This is a genomic window from Streptomyces lycii (assembly GCF_009735685.1).
GTDB lineage: Bacteria > Actinomycetota > Actinomycetes > Streptomycetales > Streptomycetaceae > Streptomyces > Streptomyces lycii.
Window position 1 is genome coordinate 23,466 of the sequence record NZ_WHPN01000291.1, and the last position, 20,569, is coordinate 44,034.

Here is a 20,569-nt window from a genome sequence, read left to right on the forward strand (position 1 = left end):
GGACGACCGGATCAGCCGGAGTCCCCGGCCCTCTCCTCACCCGCGTCGCGCAGCGGGCCGAGCGCGCGGCCCACCGAACCGCACCAGTCGGCCGTGACGGCGTCCGGGCGGACACCGGTGAGCGTGGCGGAGCCCGACCGGGCGACCCGCAGGGTTCCCCCGGGCTCGGCGACCACCAGCGCCAGGCACTCGTCCGGCAGCAGCCGCTCGTCGGCTTCGAGACACAGGGTGTGCACGCCGACGGCGGGCCCCTCGCGGAGCACCCGCCCCGCGCCCGGGAGAGCGCGCAACCGCCGGGCCCCGTCGAGGACGACGAGCACGTCCGGGCCCCGGTGGCGGCGTCCGTCGCGCGCTCCCCGGTCGGCGGCGGTACGGCGGGCGGTGATCAGCACGGCGAGTTCCGCGAGCCTGCGGGCCCAGGAGTCGGCGTCCGCGGCCACGGGGTCTCCGGCGCCCGGACCGGCGTCGCGAGCACCGGCCGCACGGAGGCCCGGGTCCGAGGGCGCGCGCCCGTACGGGCTGAGCTGCGAACCGGGCCGGCCGGGATACGGCCCCGGGTCCGCGTCCGGGCTGCCGGGACCGGGACCGGGGCGCGGGCTCGTGCCGGGGTGGCCGGGGTACGGGCCGGGGGGCGGGTACGGGCCGGGTCGGCCCGGGTGCGGGGCCGGCCGGCCGGGATACGGGTCCGGGTCCGAAGGGGGGCGGCCGCGGTACGGATCCCGGTGGCCCGGCCCCGCGCCGGAGGAGTGACCGGCGTACGGGTCGTCGTGGCCGGGTTCGGACGCGGTGCCGGCGGGCGGGACATGGCCGGGGAACGTGTACGGATCGCGGTCCGGACACGCGTCGGAATCCGGGCCCGGTGACGCGTACGGATCGCGATCCCGGGACACGTACGGCTCCGGACCCGGTGACGCGTACGGATCACGGTCCCGGGACACGTACGGCTCCGGACCCGGTGGCGCGTACGGATCACGGTCCCGGGACACGTACGGCTCCGGACCCGGTGGCGCGTACGGATCGCGATCCCGGGACACGTACGGGTCGTGCCGCGGATACGTGGAGGGGTCGTGCTGCGGAGGCGCGGACGGGTCGAGGTGCGCGGACGCGGGCCCCGACGGGTCGGGGCGCGGGGGCGCGGGGGCGTCGGACCACGGGAGCAGGTGCGGGTTCGGGTGCGGGTTCGGGTGCGGGTGCGGGTTCGGGAGTGACGCGTGCGGAGGCGGCGCGTACGGATCGGGGTGCGCCCCGGGGCTGGCCCGCCCGCGCGGATGGGCGTGCGGCAGCGTGCGCGTCCAGGCCCAGTCCGCGGCCGCCGTGCCGCCCGAGGCGGCCAGGACGTGGATGCGCAGATCGCGCGGGCTGTGCAGCACCGCCGCCTGCCCGACGGCCCAGTGGGCGACGGCCCGCGCGTGCCGCGCCGTACCCGCCAGACCGAGGACCTTGTGCCGGCGCAACTCCACCGTGACCGGCATGTCGTACGCGTCCGGGCCCGCGGCAGCGTGGTGGCCCGGTTCCGCCGGGTCCTCGACGACGACGCCGGACGGCTGGTCGGCGGTGCCGACGCGCAGGGTCAGGAAGTCGGCGTCGCCGGAACGGCGTTCCCACAGCGCGCGGCGAGGGCCGACGGCCGTCAGCAGCACGGCGGCCGGATCCGGGAAACGCGCGAGCCGGGCCGTGCGCCGGGCGGCCCGCGCGTTCTCGGCAGCCCGCTCGACGGCGCCCCGCGCTTCCACGTGAGCCGCCGACGCGGCGGCGTGCGCGGCCCGTTGCCTCCGTACGGCCAGGTGATGCCGGAGGACGGCCGGCGGGACGGGCAGCCCCAGCAGCAGCGCGTACGGCGTGCCGAGAACGAACACGCCCGTCAGGGCGACCGCCAACGGCAGCAGCGCGGCGACGTACGGCAGCGGCCGCTTCGCCGGTTCGGCCGGTGGCACGGGCAGCCGGAACCAGGTCTCCGGCTCGGCCGGCGGCAGCCGCGGCGGCCGGTGGTAGTCGAGCCCCATGCCGTCCGCGCTCGGCCGGACGGCGGCGTCGGGGCGCTGGGGGGCGGCGAGTTCGAGCAGCGACCCGGCCATGGTGAGCTGCGCTCCCGGCGGCCACGGGGTCTCCCCGGTGACCGGAGCACGGTCCAGCCCGAGGGGCGTGCCGTCCGGCTCCGGCAGCAGGGCGCACCGCCCGTCGGCGGCCACCCGCAGCAGGGCCGCCGGGACCGCCGGGCGGGGAGCGCCGACCCGTGGGCTGCCGTCGGCCGCGGTGCCGAGCCGGTGGTCGCCGGGGGCCAGCCGGTGCACCGCCCCCGCGCCCGGTCCTCCGACGATCCGCAGTTCCGCCGGGGCCGCGGAGCCGCCCGGGCCGGTGACCGCGGACTCCGGGCCGGTGTCGAGATACACGGTCACGGCCTCTCCTGTGCTGTCGACCACGGTCAGCCTCATGCGCACGTGGGAACTCCGTTCGGGAGGGCCGGTGGTACGGGGGCGGAGCGGCGGCGGGCGGGGTGCCGCGCCACCACCTACGTCCGCGCGGCCGGATCGGTTCTCACCGCGCCGGGGACCGGTCGGCAGGTCGGCCTCCCGCACGCTGGTCCGGTTCGATCGGTTCTCACGCGCGGGGACCGGTCGTACGGGAGACCGACTCGAGGGAGAGACCGGTACATCGGCGGGGAGGGGCACCGGGCGGCTCGGCCGGTGCCCGGGGTCCGGGCGGCCCGCTCACCGGCCGGGCCGCCGGGGAGCCCGCGGAAGCGTGGGTCGGCCCCCTGCCCGGGCCGTACAGCGGGCCTGACGGCGAGCCGTATACGAGGCCGCGCGGTGCGACGTATACGGGCGGCGCGGTGCGACGTGCACAGGGCCGCACGGTGCGACGTATACGGGCGGCGCGGTGCGACGTATACCGGACAACTATTGAACGTCGAACAGCTTTCCATCGGGGGCCGCGAGCATCGGGACGTCCGCAGCCGGACGCCGCGAACGAAGCACCGGCAGCACCACCGACCGACCACCGGTGGGCCGCACGCTCCGCGGCGGTGCCCGGCTCCAAGTCCCGCACCGGCGGACCTCCGCCACGGTGCGCACCGACGCGTACGGGGAGTCATCTCGTGAACGGAACCAAAGAGGGCCCGGCACCCGCTTCGTCCGCCGCCCGCGGGTGCGCAGCCGGCCTCCCGGGCCTCCGGCCGCTCCGGACGGCGGGCAGGCCGAGGCCGAAGACGGTGACGGTGCAGCCGGGCGACCGGTTCACGGGCGCACGCACCGCCGCTCGTACTTGGGAGACGGCGGAAACGGCGGAAGCCGCGGAAGCGGCGGGCGCTACGGGTACAGCGGGCACGACGGGTGCGGCGGACGCGACGGGCGCAGCGGACGCGACGGGTACGGCGGACGGGACAGGTGGACCCCGTACAACAACCCCGCCGACCGGCGCACCGGCGGACCTCCCGGCGCCGCGGACCGCGTCACGGCGGGTGGCACCGACGGCGCCACGGCCCGTCGCCCCGACGGCGTCACAGCCGTCGGCCCCGACGGCATCTCGGCCGTCGGCACGGAAAACAGCCGGCCCGGAGGAGTTCCTGCGGGTCGTCCACGCCACCCAGGGACGGCACCTCCTCCAGTACGCGAAGACCTTCACCTCCGGTGACGAGCAGCGCGCCGAGGACATCGTCCAGGAGGCGATGCTCCGCGCCTGGCGGCATGTGGAGAAGCTGCGCGAGACACCGGAGATGGTGCGGCCGTGGCTGTTCACCGTGGTCCGGCGGCTGGCCGTCGACAGCCACCGGGCCCGGCAGTCGAGGCCCGCCGAGTCCGGCCCGGACGTGCTCGAACGCGTCGCCGTGCCGGACCCGGCCGACAGCACGCTCGACAGCCGGGTGATGAGGGGGGCGCTGGCCGAACTCACCGACCAGCACCGGGAGGTGCTGCTGCACCGCTACTACCTGGACCGGAGCGTCCAGCGGACCGCGGCGGTCCTCAACATCGCCGAGGGCACCGTCAAGTCCCGCAGCAGCCACGCCCTTCGGTCGCTGCGGCGGGTCCTGGAGGCACAGGGCGCGGCGCCCGCGGGCGCGGGCGCCGCCTGATGACGACCGGCCGGAGGGGGGGCGGTCGGCAGAAGGCCCGGAGGGCGGCCCGGGGGCCTCAGCCCCGGGGGCCCTCCGGGCCGCCGTCCCGGTCCGGGGGTACGTCCAGGTCCCGCAGCTTGCCCCGGACCCGTTCCGCGGCCTCCGGGTCCAGCTCCGTGAAACCGGCCAGCGCGGCCCGCCAGGCCAGCCGCGCGGCGTCGCGGTCGCCGGTCGCGAGGTGGGTGTCGCCGAGGTGGCTCAGGGTGTCGGACTCGTTGAAGCGATCGTCGATCTCCCGGTCCAGGGCGAGCGCGCGGCCGTACGCGTCGATCGCCTCGTCGTACTGCCCGAGGTGGTGCCGGATGTAGCCGAGGCTGTCCCAGGCGGCGGCCTCGGCCGTACGGTCGCCCAGGCCCCGCAGCATGGTGAGCGACTCCCAGCAGTGCTCGAGTGCGGGCTCGTACTCGCCGAGCATGGCGTACGCCCAGCCCACGTTGTTCGCCGCCATGGCGACCGTGTAGCGGTCGCCGGAGGCCCGGAACAGGTCCAGCGCGGTCCGGGTGTGCCTGAGCCCCCGCCGGTTGTCGCCCTGCCGGAGGCTGACCGACGCGATGTAGTTGTGCACCCGGCCCTGGCCGTCCAGATCGCCCAGCTCCTCGCACAGCGCCAGCGCCTGTTCGAGATGGGGCTCGGCCTCCTCGTAACGACCCTGCGTGATGCGTGCCAGGGCGAGGTTGCGCTGCGCGTGGGACTGGCCGGTGCGGTCCCCGGACCGGCGGGCGGCTTCCAGCGCCGTGCGCTGGATCGCGGCGTTGTCGTCCCAGCGTCCGTACCGCTGGAGCAGCTCCATCAGCGCCCAGGCGAGCTGCCAGGCGTGGGTTTCGAAACCGGTCCGGGCGGCGTGCCCGACGGCGCCGAGCAGCACCACCAACTCGGCGGTGAACCAGGCCCGGGTCCGCTCCTCCCAGGACTCCTCCGACCGGTCGAAGCGCTCGGCGAGGCTGCCGGGCGGGGCCGGGACGAGCGCGATCTCCGAGAGTTGCGGGGTGAGCAGCCGGGCGCCCGCGGCCGCGGAGTGCAGGTAGTAGCTCAGCATGCGGTGGGTCGCGGCGCGGCACTCCTCCTCCGGCTCGTCCTCCGCGAGCAGTTCGGCGGCGTAGACGCGCAGCAGGTCGTGCGGGGCGTAACGGCCGAGGACGTGTTCGTCGACGAGGTGGGCGCCGGCGAGTTCGGCGAGCAGCCGGCGGGCCCGGGCGGCGGGCAGGCCCAGCAGGCTCGCGGCGGCGGGCAGCGTCAGGTCGGGTCCGGGGTGGGCGGCGAACAGCCGGAACAGACGGGCGGCCCCGTCGGACAGCGCGTGATACGACCAGGAGAAGACGGACCGCACGTCGAGCGTGCCGTCGGTGTCGCTCAGCGCGTCCAGCCGGCCGGGCAGATCCCGCAGTTCGTCGGCCACGGCGGCGAGCGGGAAGTCCGCCCGGGTCGCCGCGCGCGCCGCGACCAGCGCCAGGGCCAGCGGCAGCCGGGCACTGCGCTCGACGATCTCCTCCGCGGCCTCCGGTTCGGCCGCGACCCGCGCGGCGCCGATCCGCCGCGCCAGGACGTCGCGCGCCTCCCCGGCCGTCAGCACCTCCAGCCGCAGGTGATGGGCACCGTCCTTGACGATGAGCCCGGACAGCTGGTTACGGCTGGTGACGATCACCCCGCAGCCGGGCGCGCCGGGCAGCAGCGGCCGCACCTGGTCGCTGTCGCGGGCGTTGTCGAGCAGCAGGAGCACCCGGCGCCCGGCGAGCAGGCTGCGGTAGAGGGCAGCCTGCGCGTCGACGTCCCGCGGCTGCTTCTCGGCCGGTACGCCGAGCGCCTCCAGCGCGGAGCCCAGGGCGCGGGTCGTGGAGACGGGCGGGCCGGGCGAGTCGAAACCGCGCAGGTTGAGATAGACCTGCCCGTCCGGGAAGCGGGGCGCGACGCGGTGCGCGCAGTGCACGGCGAAGGCCGTCTTGCCGACCCCGGCGGTGCCCGTGACGGTGCAGATCACCCCGGCGGTACGGGGCTCGTCCGCCACCGGGAACCGGGCCTCCAGCCGGGCCGTCTCGGCCTCGCGGCCGGTGAAGGCGGCGAGGCCGTGCGGGAGTTGGGCGGGCACGGCGAGCGGTACGGCGGCCTCGGGCGCCTCCCGGGGCACCGGGATCCGGGCGGGGACTCCGGCCGGGGCGGTGGCGGCCGGAGGGGCCGGGGCGGCAGGGACCGCCGGCGCGGCGGAGCGCCGGTCCGGGACGGCGGGCACCAGCCCGGGCCGCGGCTCCGGGGCCGGGTCCGGCCACGGGTCCCCGTCCCGCTGGTGGCGGTGCGGAGCCTGCCGCCGGCCGGGGCCCTGCCGTTGTCCGGGGTCCTGCCGGTCCGGGCGGTCGTCCGGGTCCTGCCGACGGTCCGGCGGCGCGTTCCGGCGTGCGTTCCTGCGTGCGTCGCCGAACCCCGCGCCATGGCCCGCGTCGTGCCCCCCGTCATGCCCAGCGTCATGGCCCCCGTCATGGCTCAGGTCTTGGCTCACGTCATGGCTCACGTCTTGGTTCGCGGCCGACGGTACGTCCTGCCCGGCGCCCCGCGGAGCGTCCTGCCGTACGTCCGGTGGCGCGTCACGGTGTCCGCCGTGCCGCGGTGCGGGGGCGCCGGGCGCCGGGGCGGGCCGTGCGGCCGCGCGGGGCGGGTGCAGCAGCGTGTCGTCGGCGCGCAGGATCCGTTCGTGCAGCGCGCGGAGGGCAGGGCCGGGCTCGACGCCCAGCTCCTCGGCCAGCAGGGTCCGGGAGTCGCGGTAGACCTCCAGGGCCGATGCCTGCCGCCCGGACCGGTAGAGGGCGAGCATCAGCATCTCCCGGAACCGCTCGTCCAGGGGATGTTCGGCGACCAGCGAGGTCAGCTCCGCGGCGGCTTCCTGGTGGCCGCCGAGGTCGAGTTCGACCGTGAGCCGCGCCTCGACGGCCGACAGCCGTAACCGGGCCAGATGGTTGCGCTGCGCCTCCGCCCAGGGCCCCGGTATGCCCGCCAGGGCGCTGCCGTGCCACAACTCCAGCGCCTCGCGCAGCAGTTCCGCGGCGCGCTTCGGGTCGTCGTCCCGACGGGCCCGTTCCGCGTCGGCCAGCCGCTCCCGGAATGAAGCCAGGTCGAGCCGGTCCGGGGCGGTGTGCATCATGTAGCCGCTGCCGACCGAACGGATCACCGGGTCGGCGGCGGTGGCCTGCTCCAGCATGCGCCGCAAACGGTGCACATAGGTGCGTACGGAACTCGTCGCCGATGACGGGATTTCCTCCCCCCAGACCGCGTCGACCAGCTCCTCCACCGGGACCTGCGAGCCCTGCCGCACCAGCAGGACGGCCAGCACCGCGCGCTGCTGCGGAGTGCCCAGCGGCACCTCCTCCGCCCCGCGCCAGGCACGGACGGGCCCCAGAACCGTGAACCTCAGCCCCTCGGCCATGGATTCTCCCTAGTCGCGGCGTTCGCGTGCGCTGCCGGGTGCGGGCGGGCGGCCGCCGCTCCCCGGCATGCCGTACGGCGGTCCGCCCGGAGCGGCGTCCGCGCGCGGACGCTGTGTTCATCCACCCTTGTGGCGGCGCGCGCGTCAACGCCCGGATCCGGCCAGCGGACCGCCCGGGCCGCACCACCCGGCACCGTCCGCACCACCCGCGCCACTCGGCCCGCGCCGGCACCGTTCGTCCCCCGCGCCGCCCGGCCCCACCCGCACCGCACCGCACCGCATGCAACCGCACCGTGCCACTCCTCAGGCACCGCACCGCGCCGACACGGTGAACCTGTCCCGCACCGACACGGTGATCCTGCCCCGCCGCTATGCGACGGTGCCCTCACGTGCCAACACGTCGGGGTGCCGGCAGCCCGGAACCGGAGCCGGATGCCCGGCCGCGGGTCCGTGCTCCCGGCGGGCACGGTCCAGCTCCGCTCCCTCCCGCACGGCCCGGTACACGGCCCGGGCCAGCCGGGAGCCCCAGAGGGACCTCGGCCCGCCGAACGGCTCGGGGGCGCGGCCGGGCACGGGGCTGCGGACGGCGACACAGACGGCGTCGGAGGCCGTACCGGAGCAGTCGTGACCGGTGTCGAGCAGCGCCTGCACCTTGGCCTCGGTCGCGGTCGTGGCGAGGTTGACCAGGCCCGCGTCGGACACTTCGGCGGGCACCACCACGAGAATGTTCACCGTGCCGGGTACGTGGGCGGCGGCCGCCGCGGAGGACCGCCCGGACGCCGGCCGTACGCCCGGAGGTGTGTCGGGAGGTGTGGCGGGAGGTGTGTCCGGAGGTGTGGCCGCCCGCCGCCCGTCCCGGAGTCCGCCCGCCCGCTGGTCGCCCCGCGGCCCGCCGGCCGGCGGTCCGTCGACCGGTCGTTCGTCGGCCCGCGGTCCGTCCGCCGCCCGTCCGTCGGCCGGTGGCTGACCGGTCTGCGGTCCGTCCGCCGCCCGTTCGCCGGCCCGCGGTTCGCCGGCCCGCGGTCCGTCGGCCGGTGGTTCGTCCGCCGCAGCCCAGGTCGGGACGCCCAGGCCGGTCGTCACCACGGCCGTGACACCGCCGTCCTCGGCCCGGGTCACCTCGTCCACCGGTGCCGCGGTCATCAGTCCCACCCCGGGCCCGGAGAGGCCGGCCGCCGAGGCGAGCCCCGCCAGGTGCCGGTCGGGATCCGTCCGGCCGTAACCGGCGCGGACCTCGGCATTCACGACCCACTGCCGCTCACCGAGTCCGCCGCCCAGCACCCCGCTGCTGAGCATCCGCCATCCCGGTCCGGCCCGCCACACCAGCAGATGGCGGCAGGCACCGTCCTCGCGCCGGGCCGCGCGCTCGACCACGAGGGCGCCGTCCCGGCGCGGCCACCGCGCGATCGTCTCCATGCCGGGATCGTAGAAGGCCGCGGTCAGCGGCCCCACGGCACCCGGCCGTCGGAAACCGGCGTCGGGCAATCGACGTCGGGCGATCGGCGATCGGCGGCCGAGACCGGCCGGAGATCAGCCGCCCGACTCTCCCTTCAGCACCACGAACTCGGCCCCGGCGACATCCGTGCCGACGGCCAGCCGGCCCACGCCCTCGGCGTCCTCCGGGCCCATGTGCACCGCGCCGCCGTGCTCCCGGATCGCGGCGACCGCCGCGTCGCAGTCGTCCACGCCGAACACCGGATGCCAGTACGCGTCTCCGCCGGTCGCCTGCAGATACTCTGCGGACAGCTGCACGGCGCCGCCCTGCATCCGCTCCTCCGGCAGCCCTTCGGGGGTGAGCAGCGTGTAGGTGCCCTCACCGCCCGGCATCGCCATGTCCTGGGTCTGCCAGCCGAAGAGCGAGCGGTAGAAGTCGAGTCCGGCGGCCGAGTCCGGGGTCATCAGCTCGACCCAGGTCAGCCCGCCGTGTCCCTCGACCGCCTCCAGGGAGCCCATGGGACCCGGCTTGCAGACCGCGAACCGGCCGCCCTGCGGGTCCGACAGCTGCGCGATCCGGCCGCCCGGGCCGATGTCGAAGGGCTCGGCCCGCACCGAGCCGCCGAGCCGCCGCGCGGAGTCGGCGGTGGCGTCGACGTCCTCGGTCGTGAAATAGACCGTCCAGGCCGAGCGGGCGCCCTCCTCGGTCAGCGGGCCGAGCCCGGCGACCGTCCTGCCGTCCCGCTGGAACAGGCCGTATCCCCCGCCCTCCGGGCCGAGGTCCTGATAATCCCAGCCGAACACCGAGCCGTAGAAGGCCACCGCCGCCGCGGTGTCGGGGGCCCCGAGGTCGACCCAGCAGATGGTGCCGGGGGCGTTGTCAGTGATGAGCATGGACTGTTTCCCTTCGCGGGCTGCGGCGAGGAACCGATGGGAAGAGCCTGACACCGACCACGGACAAGCGCCCGTCGGCAAGCGCCGTCAGAGGGGTGTCGGAGGGACACCGGAGGGATCGGAGGGACGTCGGAGCGCGGGAGGAGGGGACGGTCGCGGGCCACAGGACCACCCGGCGTCCGGGACGGCCCCGCGCACGGCACCCGCACGGCACCCGCACGGCACCTCGTACGGACACCGCGCAGGGACACCTCGTACGGACCACGCACGGACACCATCGTCGGACAGCACGCACGGACAGCACGCACGGATTCGCGGGCAGCGCCGCGCGCGGAACACCTCTCACGGACCCGCGCGCCGAACCCGTACGGACGCATGCCGACGCCCTCCGCACGGGCCCCGCACACACCGGCGCGGACGCGCCCACACACCCCTCACCGACACGCCCAGCACCCTCCGCGCGGCATTCCGCGCCGCCCGCGCAGCGCTTGTGAACTGCGGTTCTACGGGTTCTGGCGCCCGGTTCCCACGGCCCGTGCCGTTGGTTAGTGTGCGGGGCAATGGAAAAGGACCACACCACTCCGGTCGCCTCCCCCGATCGCCTGCTGCGCCGCGCGCGGCTGGCCACGTTCGCCTTCTTCGGGCTCAACGGCTTCGTCATGGGGGTGTGGGTCGTCCACATCCCGGCCGTCGAGGACCGGGCCGGTGTCTCGCACGCCGTGCTCGGCTGGCTGCTGCTGCTCATGGGCGCCGGGGCCTTCGCCGGGCTCCAGCTCTGCGGGCCGCTCAGCGACCGGTTCGGGGCGCGGCGCACCGTGCCGGCCGCCGGGTTGCTGTGCGCCGGCACCCTGGTCCTGCCCGGGCTGGCCGGGGACATGACGGCGCTCACCGCGGCCATGGTGGTCCTCGGCTTCGCCAACGGCTGCATGGACGTCAGCATGAACACCCACGCCGTGCAGGTCGAACGCGGTTACGGGCGCCCGGTCATGTCCGCCTTCCACGCCGTCTTCTCGGTCGGCGGTGTGGCCGCCGCGCTCGTCGGTGCCCGCACCATCAGCTGGGGCTGGAGCGTCCCGCTCACCCTCGGCAGCGTGGGCGTCCTGGGCGCGCTCACGGCCCTCGCCGCCGCACCGTTGCTGCTCCCGCCGGAGCCCGGACGCGGCGAGCCGGGCTCCGTGACGCCGGACGACGCCGCCGCCCCGGGCTCCGCGGACCGGGACCACGCGGCCGCGGACACCGCCGGGAAGCCCGCCGCCCGGCAGCCCGCGCCGCGCCCGGCGAAGCCGCGCACGCCGCGGCGGGTGTGGGGCATGGCGCTGCTCGCGCTGATCCTGATGCTCAGCGAGGGCGTGGCGTACGACTGGAGCGTCCTGCACGTCCAGGAGGTCCTCGACGCCCCCGCCGCGACCGCCGCCCTCGCGTACGGCTGCTTCGCCACCGCGATGACCGTCGGACGCTTCACCACCGACCGGATCGCCGCCCGGTTCGGCCCGGTGTTCGTCGTCCGCTACGGCGCCGGCACCGCCGCGGTCGGCCTGACCGTGGTCGCCCTGGCTCCGTTCATCCCGCTGGCCCTGGTGGGCTGGACGGTCTTCGGCATCGGGCTGTCCGGCTGCGCACCGCAGTTCTTCAGCGCGGCCGGCCACGTCGACCGGGACGCCTCGGGCGCGAACGTCTCCCGGGTCGCGGGCCTCGGCTACATGGGCATGCTGGCGGGCCCCGCGATCATCGGCCCGATGACCCATCTGATGCCGCTCAACCTGACCTTCTTCCTGCCGGTGGCGTTCTGCGTGACCGCGGTCTTCACCGCGCAGATCCTGCGCCCGCCGTCCCACGTCGCGTCGGGGTCCGGGACGCCGGCGGCGCGGCGGGGGACGGAGAGCGCGGTGGAGCGCAGCGCCTGAGAGCCGCCGGCCGCCGCGGGGCACGTGCGGTCCCGGGCCACGCGTACTCCCCGGCCCACGCGCAGTCGCGGGGCACGTGCGGTCCCGGGACACGTGCGGTCCCGGGACACGTGCGGTCCCGGGACACGTGCGGTCCCGGGACACGTGCGGTCCCGGGGCACGCGCAGTCGCGGGTAACGGCAGTCGCGGGTCACGTGTGGGAGGACTGCCCGCCGGCGGCCGGCGAGGTGCCGTACATGTTGGTCACGCGGACGGCGACGTTGTCCTCGCCGATCGGTGCGGGGACACCGTGACCGTGATCCGGCCCGGGGAGACGGCGGAGACGGTTTGTGGTCCCGCAGTCCCCGGACGGGTGGGATGCGCGGCTCCCGGTGCTCAACCCGCGCCGTGATCGATAGAGTTGGGCACGGACCTGTCCCGCACACCACCCGGTTCATGAGGAAGGGAAGTCCGTGAGCAGTCTCAACAAGGGGCTCGGCAAGGTCGAGGTGACGCTCAAGTGGGATCCCAGTCCGCTCGGTGAGCCGGACATCGATCTCGACATCATCGCCGGGACGTACAGCGCGGCGGATCCGTACGGCGACCCCGTCTATCTCGTGCACTTCGACAGCCGGTCGCCGGACGGCACCATCACCCTCAACCGGGACAGCCGCACCGGGCAGGGCTTCGGCGTCGACGAGGCCATGACCCTGGAGTTCGAGCGGATCTCCGAGGAGTACGCCCGGGTCGTCGTGGGTGTGGCGATCCAGCAGCGCGAGGAGCGGCGGACGTTCGGCCATGTCCCGCACACCGCCGCCCGGATCTCCGAGGGGGTCAACGAACTGGCGGCGTACGACTTCGGGGACGTCGCAGGGGCGACGGCCTCGACCATCGCCGAGTTCCGCCGCGACGAGGCCGGGGTCTGGGAATTCCGTGAGGACGTCCGCGGGTTCGACGAGGACCCGGACGCGTTCGGCCGGCTGATGGGCCGCAGGCCCGTCTGAGCGGTCTTGGGCCGGCCCGCCCCGGCCGGCCGGCCCCGCGGACCGGCCCCCTCCGCTGCCGCCCCCTCGCACGGGCCCGTCCGCTCCGGACGTCCGTCGCGTGGCCCGTCCGCTCCGGTCCGCCGCGGGCCCCGCCACGGGCCCGCGGCGGGGGCCGTACACCCCGGTGTCCCCACATCCCCGGTGTCCGCACGGTGTCCGTACATCCCGTGCCCGTACATCCCGTGCCCGTACATCCCCGGTGACCGCACCTCCCCGTGCCCGTACATCCCCGGTGACCGCACATCCCCGGTCTGCGGCCCCGCGCGGCTGCGGCCCCTCGGCCCCGCGCGGCGGCCGGGCGGACCCCGGCAGCACCATCGGCTCCCGGCGCTCGGCCAGGGTGGTGATCCCGACGTCCATCCCCGCAGGCCGGAGCGCCGATCACCGGCTTCACCAGGCATTTTCCCCCGCCCCGGACGCGGACGGAACCGGTCCGGTCCGGGGGGTGGGCATCCTCCGATCGGATGATGCTTTCGGACCCATCAGCGGATGGTGACGGCCGACGCCGCACGGCACGCTCTCCGGTATGGCAATCATCGAAGTCAGCGGGGTGCGCAAGGCCTACGGGGGCAAACTCGCCGTCGACGGAGTGTCCTTCTCCGTCGAGGAGGGCGAGATCTTCGGCGTCCTGGGGCCCAACGGGGCCGGCAAGACGACGACCGTCGAGTGCGTCGAGGGGCTCCGGGTGCCCGACGCGGGAACCGTGCGCGTGGCCGGTCTCGACCCGGTCGCCGACCACCACGAGGTCACCCAGATCCTCGGCGCGCAGCTCCAGCAGAGCGAACTCCAGCAGAAACTGACCGTACGCGAGGCGCTGGACCTCTACGCGTCCTTCTACCGGAAACCGGCGGACGGCCTGGGACTCGCCCGGCGCCTCGGGCTGGAGGACCGGCTGGACGCCCGGTTCGGCAAGCTGTCCGGCGGCCAGAAGCAGCGGCTGTTCATCGCGCTCGCGCTGATCGGCAGCCCCCGGGTGGTGGTGCTCGACGAGCTGACGACGGGCCTCGACCCGCGCGGCCGGCGCGACACCTGGGCGCTGATCGAGGACATCCGGGACTCCGGTGTGACCGTGCTGCTGGTCACCCACTTCATGGAGGAGGCACAGCGGCTGTGCGACCGGGTCGCGGTGATCGACGCGGGCCGGGTCGTGGCGCTGGACACCCCGGAGGGGCTGGTCCGGCAGGCCGCGAGTTCCACGGTCATCACCTTCACACCGTCGAAGCCGCTCGACGAGCGGGACCTGGCGGAGCTGCCCGGCGTCGCCTCGGTCGCCGAGAAGAACGCCCGGCTGACCATCAACGGCACGGACGACACCGTGAACGCCGTGATCTCACTGCTCGCCCGGCGCGGGGTCACCGCGCGGCAGCTGCGGGTGGCGGACGCGACGCTGGACGACGCCTTCCTCGACCTGACGGGGCGGGGCGGGCCGGACGGGCCGGACGCGCGGCGCGAGGCGTTCGAGCAGGACGGGCCGCCCGCTTCGGGCCTCGCCCGGACCGAGACCGAGGGAGTGCACTGACCATGCCCGCAACCGCGCACACGTCCACGACCCCGCCGGGGAACACCCCCGCGTCCGCGACGCCCGCCCGGGCCCGGGTCCCGATGCTGTCGGGCGCCGTGCTCCGTACCGAGATCCGGCTGATGTGCCGCGAACCCGGGGCGATCTTCTGGGTCGTCCTCTTCCCGACACTGCTGCTCAGCATCCTCGGGCTGATTCCCGGCTTCCGGGAGCCGGACCCGAAGCACGGCGGGCTGCGGGTGGTCGACCTGTACGTACCGATCGCCGTGCTGCTGTCGATGATCACGGCCGGAATCCAGAGCATGCCGACCGTGCTCACCGGCTACCGCGAACGCGGCATCCTGCGACGGCTGTCCACCACCCCGGCCCGCCCGGTGAGCCTGCTGCTCGCGCAGATCACCGTGCACGGCGCCGCCATCGCCGTGGCCGCCGTGCTGGCCCTGGCCGTCGGGCGGATCGCGTTCGACGTACCGCTGCCGGAGCAGCCCTTCGGCTACGCGCTGGCCTTCGTGCTGGCGGCGCTCAGCGCGCTCGCGCTGGGGACGGTCGTGTCGGCGCTGTCGAGCACCACGAAGATGTCCAGCGTGCTGGGTTCGATCGTCTTCTTCCCCGCCATGTTCACCGCCGGCGTCTGGCTGCCGGTGCAGAGCATGCCGGAGACGCTGCAGACGATCGTGGAGTTCTCCCCGCTGGGCGCGGCGTCCCAGTCCCTCGACCAGGCGATGTCCGGGAACTGGCCGGACCTGGCGCACCTGGGGGTCACCGGTCTGTGGGCGGCGCTGCTGATCGCGGTCGCGGCCCGCTGGTTCCGGTGGGAGTGAACGCGGCCCGGACGTCCGCCGCGGACCGCCGGGACGCCCCGGTACGGGAGAACCGGGTAGCGGAGTATCCGGTACGGGACAGCCCGGTACCGGGGAAACCGCTGCTCCGGGGCGGAACGAGGAGCCGGGCCCGGTGCGGGGGGACGGGCCCGGCCCCGCCCCGTGCCCGGGTGAGAAGCTGAGCGGCATGTCGGCGGTGACCGCGGTGACGAGTGCCGAGCAGCGGTGGAAGCAGTTCCACCGCTGGGGGCCGTACGCCCTGCTGGGCATCTCCGGGTCGCTCTCGGCGCTGACCGCCGAGGAGATCACCACGCCCCGTGAGGGCACCGTGCTGCTGGCGCTGTTCGCGGTGGCGCTGGTCTGGCACGGCGCGTGGACGGCCCGGGACCTGCGGCTCCAGCGGTCCGGGCGGCCGGGGCGGGCCTGGCCCGGGGCGGTCCACTTCGCCGGGCGGCTCGCGCTCGCGTTCGCCATGACCTGGCTCAACCCGTTCTGCGCCATCTACGCCCTGCTGACCTACTTCGACGCCGACCGCCTCGTGCCGCCGTTCTGGGCGCGGGCGGGCGCGTTCGTCACCGCGGTGACGATGGCGGGCTCGCAGTCGGGCGGCCTGCCGCCCGCCCACACGGGCAACTGGATCGCTTTCGGTGCGCTGTTCGCGCTGCACATCTCCCTGGTGCTGGTCTTCGAGCACATCGGGAACAAGGAATCCCAGATCAACCGGGAGCGCGTCGACACCATCGACAAGCTGGAACGCGCCAACGCCCGGCTGGAACAAGCACTCACCGAGAACGCCGGGCTGCACGCCCAGCTTCTCGTCCAGGCCCGGGAGGCGGGCATCGCCGACGAGCGGGCACGGCTCGCAGCGGAGATCCACGACACCATCGCGCAGGGGCTGGCGGGGATCGTCACCCAGCTCCAGGCCGCGCTCGACAGCCCGGACCCCGACGCCGCCCGGCAGCGCGCCGAGCGGGCCGCGGAGCTGGCGCGGCGGAGCCTGCGCGAGGCGCGCCGGTCGGTGCAGAACCTCGGGCCGGGCGCGCTGGAGCACGCGCCGCTGCCGGAGGCGCTGAAGGAGACCCTGAGCACGGCGGCGGCCCCCGGGGACGGCGCCCCCACCTCCCAACTGGTGGTCACCGGCACCGTGGAACCACTGCACGACGAAGTGGAGGCCACCCTGCTGCGCATCGCCCAGGAAGCCCTGGCCAATGTCACGAAGCACGCCGCGGCGACCCGGGTCGGCGTCACGCTGTCGTACATGGGCGACGAGGTGACGCTGGACATACGGGACGACGGCCGCGGGTTCGACCCGGACGCGGTGGCGTCCCGGCGCACGGGCGGCACGTCCGGGTTCGGGCTGACCGGCATGCGGGCCCGGGCCGAGCGGCTGGCGGGCACGGTCGCGATCGAGTCCGCTCCCGGCCAGGGCACCGCGGTGTCCGCCCGCGTACCGTTGATCCGCCATGACTGAACCCGAACCCGCCCGCGCCGCCGCGGACCGCCGCCCGGTGACCCTCGTCATCGTCGACGACCACCCGGTGGTCCGGGACGGCCTGCGCGGCATGTTCGCGGCACACGACGGCTTCGAGGTGCTCGGCGAGGCGGGCGACGGAGTGCAGGGGGTCGCGCTGGCCGAACGGCTGGACCCGGACGTCGTACTGCTGGACCTGCGGATGCCGGGCGGCGGCGGAGTGGAAGCGATCAAGGAGATCGGCCGGCGCGGACTGCGGTCCCGGGTGCTGGTCCTCACCACGTACGACACGGACTCCGACACCCTGCCCGCCATCGAGGCCGGCGCGACCGGCTATCTCCTCAAGGACGCGCCCCGGGACGAGCTGTTCGCGGCCGTCCGGGCAGCGGCCGAGGGCCGTACGGTGCTGTCACCGGCGGTGGCGTCCCGGCTGGTCGACCGCGTACGGACCCCCGGCCGCGAACCCCTCAGCACCCGCGAACGGGAAGTCCTGGCCCTGGTCGCCAAGGGCAACTCCAACCGGGAGATCGCGGCCGCCCTGTTCATCAGCGAGGCGACGGTGAAGACCCACCTCGCCCACCTCTACGCCAAGCTCGGCGTCAACGACCGGGCCGCGGCGGTGGCGGTCGCGTACGAACGCGGCATCCTCGGCTGACGACACCCGAGTACCCCCGCTCCCCACAGCCCGCCACATCGCGGCCCGGACGGCTGTCCCCGGCCTGCGGACACCCCGATCCCCCGGCGGACGAGAGCGGCAGCCGCGCGACGACGGGAGGGGACGGGTCCGCAGGGAGGGGGTCCTCCACGCTTACGTGTATTTGTGGCCGCCACCACCGGGCGAACTCTCCGACCCCGTCCAGGCGGCCGTAAATATGCGGTGGAGGACCCCCCTCCCGGAGGACCCGGCCCCGGCACCACCACGCACCCGCTCCGCGCACCCGCGCTGCACCGCGCAACCGCACCCCGCACCGACCCCGCCACCCGCACAAACCCGCGCACGGGGAAGGCCCCGGGTCCGTCCAGCGGACCCGGGGCCTCCCGGTGCGTGTCACCCGGCAGTCGTCAGCCGAGCGTCCCGAGCGCGTCGTTCAGCGTCTTCGACGGGCGCATGACCGCCGAGGCCTTGTCGTCGGCCGGGGCGTAGTAGCCGCCGATGTCGGCCGGCGAGCCCTGGACGGCGATCAGCTCGTCGACGATCGTCTGCTCCTGCTCCGCGAGGGTCTTCGCCAGGCTCGCGAAGGCCTCCGCGAGCTGCGCGTCCTCGGTCTGCTTCGCCAGCTCCTGCGCCCAGTACAGCGCCAGGTAGAAGTGGCTGCCGCGGTTGTCGATGCCGCCCAGGCGGCGGCTCGGCGACTTGTCGTTCTCCAGGAACGTGGCCGTCGCGCGGTCGAGCGTGTCCGCGAGGATCTGGGCGCGCGCGTTGCCCGTCTTCTGCGCGAGGTGCTCGAAGCTGACCGCGAGCGCCAGGAACTCACCGAGGCTGTCCCAGCGCAGGTAGTTCTCCTTGACCAGCTGCTGGACGTGCTTCGGCGCGGAGCCGCCCGCGCCCGTCTCGAACAGGCCGCCGCCGTTCATCAGCGGGACGACGGACAGCATCTTGGCGCTGGTGCCCAGCTCCAGGATCGGGAACAGGTCGGTGAGGTAGTCGCGCAGCACGTTGCCGGTGACCGAGATGGTGTTCTCGCCGCGGCGGATGCGCTCCAGGGAGAACGCGGTCGCGTCCTCCGGCGACATGATCTCGATCCGCAGCCCCTCCGTGTCGTGCTCCGGGAGGTACTGCCGGACCTTGGCGATGAGGTTCCGGTCGTGGGCCCGGGTGTCGTCGAGCCAGAACACCGCCGGGTCGCCGGTGGCGCGGGCACGGGAGACGGCCAGCTCGACCCAGTTGCGGATCGGGGCGTCCTTGGTCTGGCACATGCGGAAGATGTCACCGGTGCTCACGGCCTGCTCCAGCACCGTGTTCCCGGCGGCGTCGAGGACCCGTACCGTGCCGGTCGCCGGGATCTCGAAGGTCTTGTCGTGGCTGCCGTACTCCTCGGCCTTCTGCGCCATCAGGCCGACGTTCGGCACCGAGCCCATGGTGGCCGGGTCGAAGGCGCCGTTGGCCCGGCAGTCCTCGATGACCCGCTGGTAGACGCCCGCGTAGCTGCTGTCCGGAATGACCGCGAGGGTGTCGTGCTCGTCGCCGTCCGGGCCCCACATGTGGCCGGAGGTACGGATCATCGCCGGCATGGAGGCGTCGACGATGACGTCGCTCGGGACGTGCAGGTTGGTGATGCCCCGGTCGGAGTCGACCATCGCCAGGTCCGGGCCCTCGGCCAGCTCGGCCTCGAAGGACGCCTTGATCTCGTCGCCCTGGGGCAGTCCCTCCAGGCCCTTGAGGATGCCGCCGAGCCCGTCGTTCGGGGTCAGGCCGGCGTCGGCGAGCGCCTTGCCGTGGGTCGCGAAGGTCTTCGGGAAGAAGGCCCGCACGACGTGGCCGAAGATGATCGGGTCGGAGACCTTCATCATCGTGGCCTTGAGGTGCACCGAGAACAGCACGCCCTCCGACTTGGCGCGCGCGATCTGCTCGGTGAGGAACTGGCGCAGCACCGCGGTCCGCATGACGGCCGCGTCCACGACCTCGCCGGCCAGCACGGGCACCGATTCGCGCAGCACCGTGGTGGAGCCGTCGTCAGCGGTCAGCTCGATGCGCAGCGAGCCGTCCTCGGTGATCACCGCGGACTGCTCGGTGGAGCGGAAGTCGTCGGCGCCCATGGTGGCGACGTTGGTCTTCGAGTCGGCCGTCCAGGCGCCCATCCGGTGCGGGTGGGCCTTGGCGTAGTTCTTGACCGAGGCGGGGGCGCGCCGGTCGGAGTTGCCCTCGCGCAGGACCGGGTTGACGGCGCTGCCCTTGACCTTGTCGTAGCGGGCGCGGATGTCGCGCTCCTCGTCGGTCTTCGGGTCCTCCGGGTAGTCCGGCAGCGCGTAGCCCTGCTCCTGCAGCTCGGCGATCGCGGCCTTCAGCTGCGGCACGGAGGCCGAGATGTTGGGCAGCTTGATGATGTTCGCCTCGGGCCGCTTGGCCAGCTCGCCGAGCTTGGCCAGCTCGTCGTCGATGCGCCGGCTCTCCTCCAGGCGTTCCGGGAAGCTCGCGATGATCCGCCCGGCCAGGGAGATGTCGCGGCGCTCGACGCCGACCCCCGCGGTGGCGGCGTACGCCTGGACCACGGGCAGGAAGGAGTACGTCGCCAGGGCCGGGGCCTCGTCGGTGTGCGTATAGATGATGGTCGAGTCAGTCACCGCTACTCCGCTTCACGTCTACATCGTCTCGACATCAAGATATCTCCTGCCGCCGCTCCCCGACAGCAGCCCCCGGGGCGGCGTCAGGAGGCCTCCCGGTAGATGTGCGGCGCCACGCCCGTGACCTTGCGGAACACCCGGCTGAAGTAGGCCCGGTCGTGGAACCCGACCGCCCGGGCGACCGCCTGCACGCTGTCGTCGCTCTGCCGCAGCCGTTCCTTGGCGCGCTGTACCCGCAGCCGGGTGAGGTAGTCCCAGAGGGTCAGGCCCAGCTCGCGGTGGAAGAGCCGGCCGAGGTGGTTCTCGCTGACCCCGGCGGCCTGCGCGATCTGCCAGCGGGTGAGTGGCGTGCGGTAGTGCTGCTCGATGTGTACGAGAGCGGCTCTGACCTGGGCGTACGAGCGGTGGGAGGCCGGTTCGGCGCGCTGCGTCATGGTGGTCAGCAGCCCGGTCAGCTCCTCGTCGGTGAGGATGTCCCGGCCCAGCAGCAGCAGACCGGGGTGCGGTTCCGCGCGGCGTACGTCGTCGGGCGTGAAGCCGCGGTCGCTCAGCACGAGCACCGGGATGACGGGCTGCTCCGCACCCGCCGTCTCGTACATCTGCTCGACGACGTCGAAGCCGTCCATCTCCGTCAGCCCGCGCTCCACCACCAGCAGGCAGGGCGGTTCCTCGGCGAGCAGCGCGGCCGCCGCCGTGCCG

12 protein-coding genes and 2 pseudogenes are annotated in these 20,569 nt (G+C 74.8%); 7 read left to right on the forward strand and 7 right to left on the reverse strand.

The genetic code is table 11. From position 1 onward, the window contains the following. Positions 1-11: 11 nt before the first annotated feature. Positions 12-2,438, reverse strand: a complete 2,427-nt coding sequence (locus GCU69_RS33040; RefSeq protein WP_218037935.1) for a hypothetical protein — start codon at positions 2,436-2,438, stop codon at positions 12-14. A 1,019-nt stretch (positions 2,439-3,457) separates the two neighbouring features. Between GCU69_RS33040 and GCU69_RS15900 the strand changes: the two genes are divergently transcribed. Beyond that, positions 3,458-4,069, forward strand: a complete 612-nt coding sequence (locus GCU69_RS15900; protein WP_156206409.1) for a sigma-70 family RNA polymerase sigma factor — start codon at positions 3,458-3,460, stop codon at positions 4,067-4,069. A gap of 58 nt (positions 4,070-4,127) precedes the next feature. On the opposite strand, the gene GCU69_RS15905 is transcribed toward GCU69_RS15900, so the two are convergent. The 4 genes and pseudogenes from GCU69_RS15905 to GCU69_RS15915 all read right to left on the reverse strand — a co-directional run bounded on the left by GCU69_RS15905 (position 4,128) and on the right by GCU69_RS15915 (position 9,848). Next, entirely contained in the window at positions 4,128-7,520 is a 3,393-nt protein-coding gene (locus GCU69_RS15905; RefSeq protein WP_156206410.1) for an AfsR/SARP family transcriptional regulator, read from the reverse strand. A gap of 369 nt (positions 7,521-7,889) precedes the next feature. After that, positions 7,890-8,267 (reverse strand): annotated as a pseudogene (locus GCU69_RS34750) (adenosylcobinamide amidohydrolase); the annotation flags it as partial. 294 nt (positions 8,268-8,561) lie between these two features. Further along, positions 8,562-8,936, reverse strand: a pseudogene (locus GCU69_RS34755) (adenosylcobinamide amidohydrolase); the annotation flags it as partial. 114 nt (positions 8,937-9,050) lie between these two features. After that, entirely contained in the window at positions 9,051-9,848 is a 798-nt protein-coding gene (locus GCU69_RS15915; protein ID WP_098754598.1) for a VOC family protein, read from the reverse strand. A gap of 560 nt (positions 9,849-10,408) precedes the next feature. Here GCU69_RS15915 and GCU69_RS15920 point away from each other — a divergent pair. The 6 genes from GCU69_RS15920 to GCU69_RS15945 all read left to right on the forward strand — a co-directional run bounded on the left by GCU69_RS15920 (position 10,409) and on the right by GCU69_RS15945 (position 17,243). After that, the gene (locus GCU69_RS15920) at positions 10,409-11,752 is read left to right on the forward strand and encodes an MFS transporter (protein ID WP_156206412.1); all 1,344 of its coding nucleotides are present in this window, start codon (positions 10,409-10,411) and stop codon (positions 11,750-11,752) included. Positions 11,753-12,204: 452 nt separating this feature from the next. Continuing rightward, complete coding sequence (locus tag GCU69_RS15925; RefSeq protein ID WP_156206413.1) at positions 12,205-12,735, forward strand: TerD family protein; 531 nt, start codon at positions 12,205-12,207, stop codon at positions 12,733-12,735. A gap of 568 nt (positions 12,736-13,303) precedes the next feature. Beyond that, the gene (locus GCU69_RS15930) at positions 13,304-14,296 is read left to right on the forward strand and encodes an ABC transporter ATP-binding protein (protein WP_156206414.1); all 993 of its coding nucleotides are present in this window, start codon (positions 13,304-13,306) and stop codon (positions 14,294-14,296) included. 2 nt (positions 14,297-14,298) lie between these two features. Next, complete coding sequence (locus GCU69_RS15935) at positions 14,299-15,117, forward strand: ABC transporter permease (protein WP_408055814.1); 819 nt, start codon at positions 14,299-14,301, stop codon at positions 15,115-15,117. A gap of 187 nt (positions 15,118-15,304) precedes the next feature. Continuing rightward, entirely contained in the window at positions 15,305-16,588 is a 1,284-nt protein-coding gene (locus GCU69_RS15940) for a sensor histidine kinase (RefSeq protein WP_156206415.1), read from the forward strand. Continuing rightward, complete coding sequence (locus GCU69_RS15945) at positions 16,581-17,243, forward strand: response regulator (RefSeq protein WP_156206416.1); 663 nt, start codon at positions 16,581-16,583, stop codon at positions 17,241-17,243. Before GCU69_RS15940 ends, GCU69_RS15945 begins: the two co-directional genes overlap by 8 nt. 407 nt (positions 17,244-17,650) lie before the next feature. On the opposite strand, the gene GCU69_RS15950 is transcribed toward GCU69_RS15945, so the two are convergent. Then, positions 17,651-19,870 (reverse strand): NADP-dependent isocitrate dehydrogenase, encoded by a 2,220-nt coding sequence (locus GCU69_RS15950; protein ID WP_098754603.1) that lies wholly within the window; start codon positions 19,868-19,870, stop codon positions 17,651-17,653. Between the two features lie 83 nt (positions 19,871-19,953). Then, positions 19,954-20,569, reverse strand: a 616-nt coding sequence (locus GCU69_RS15955; protein WP_170315860.1) for a helix-turn-helix domain-containing protein, incomplete at its 5' end; no start/stop codon positions are given.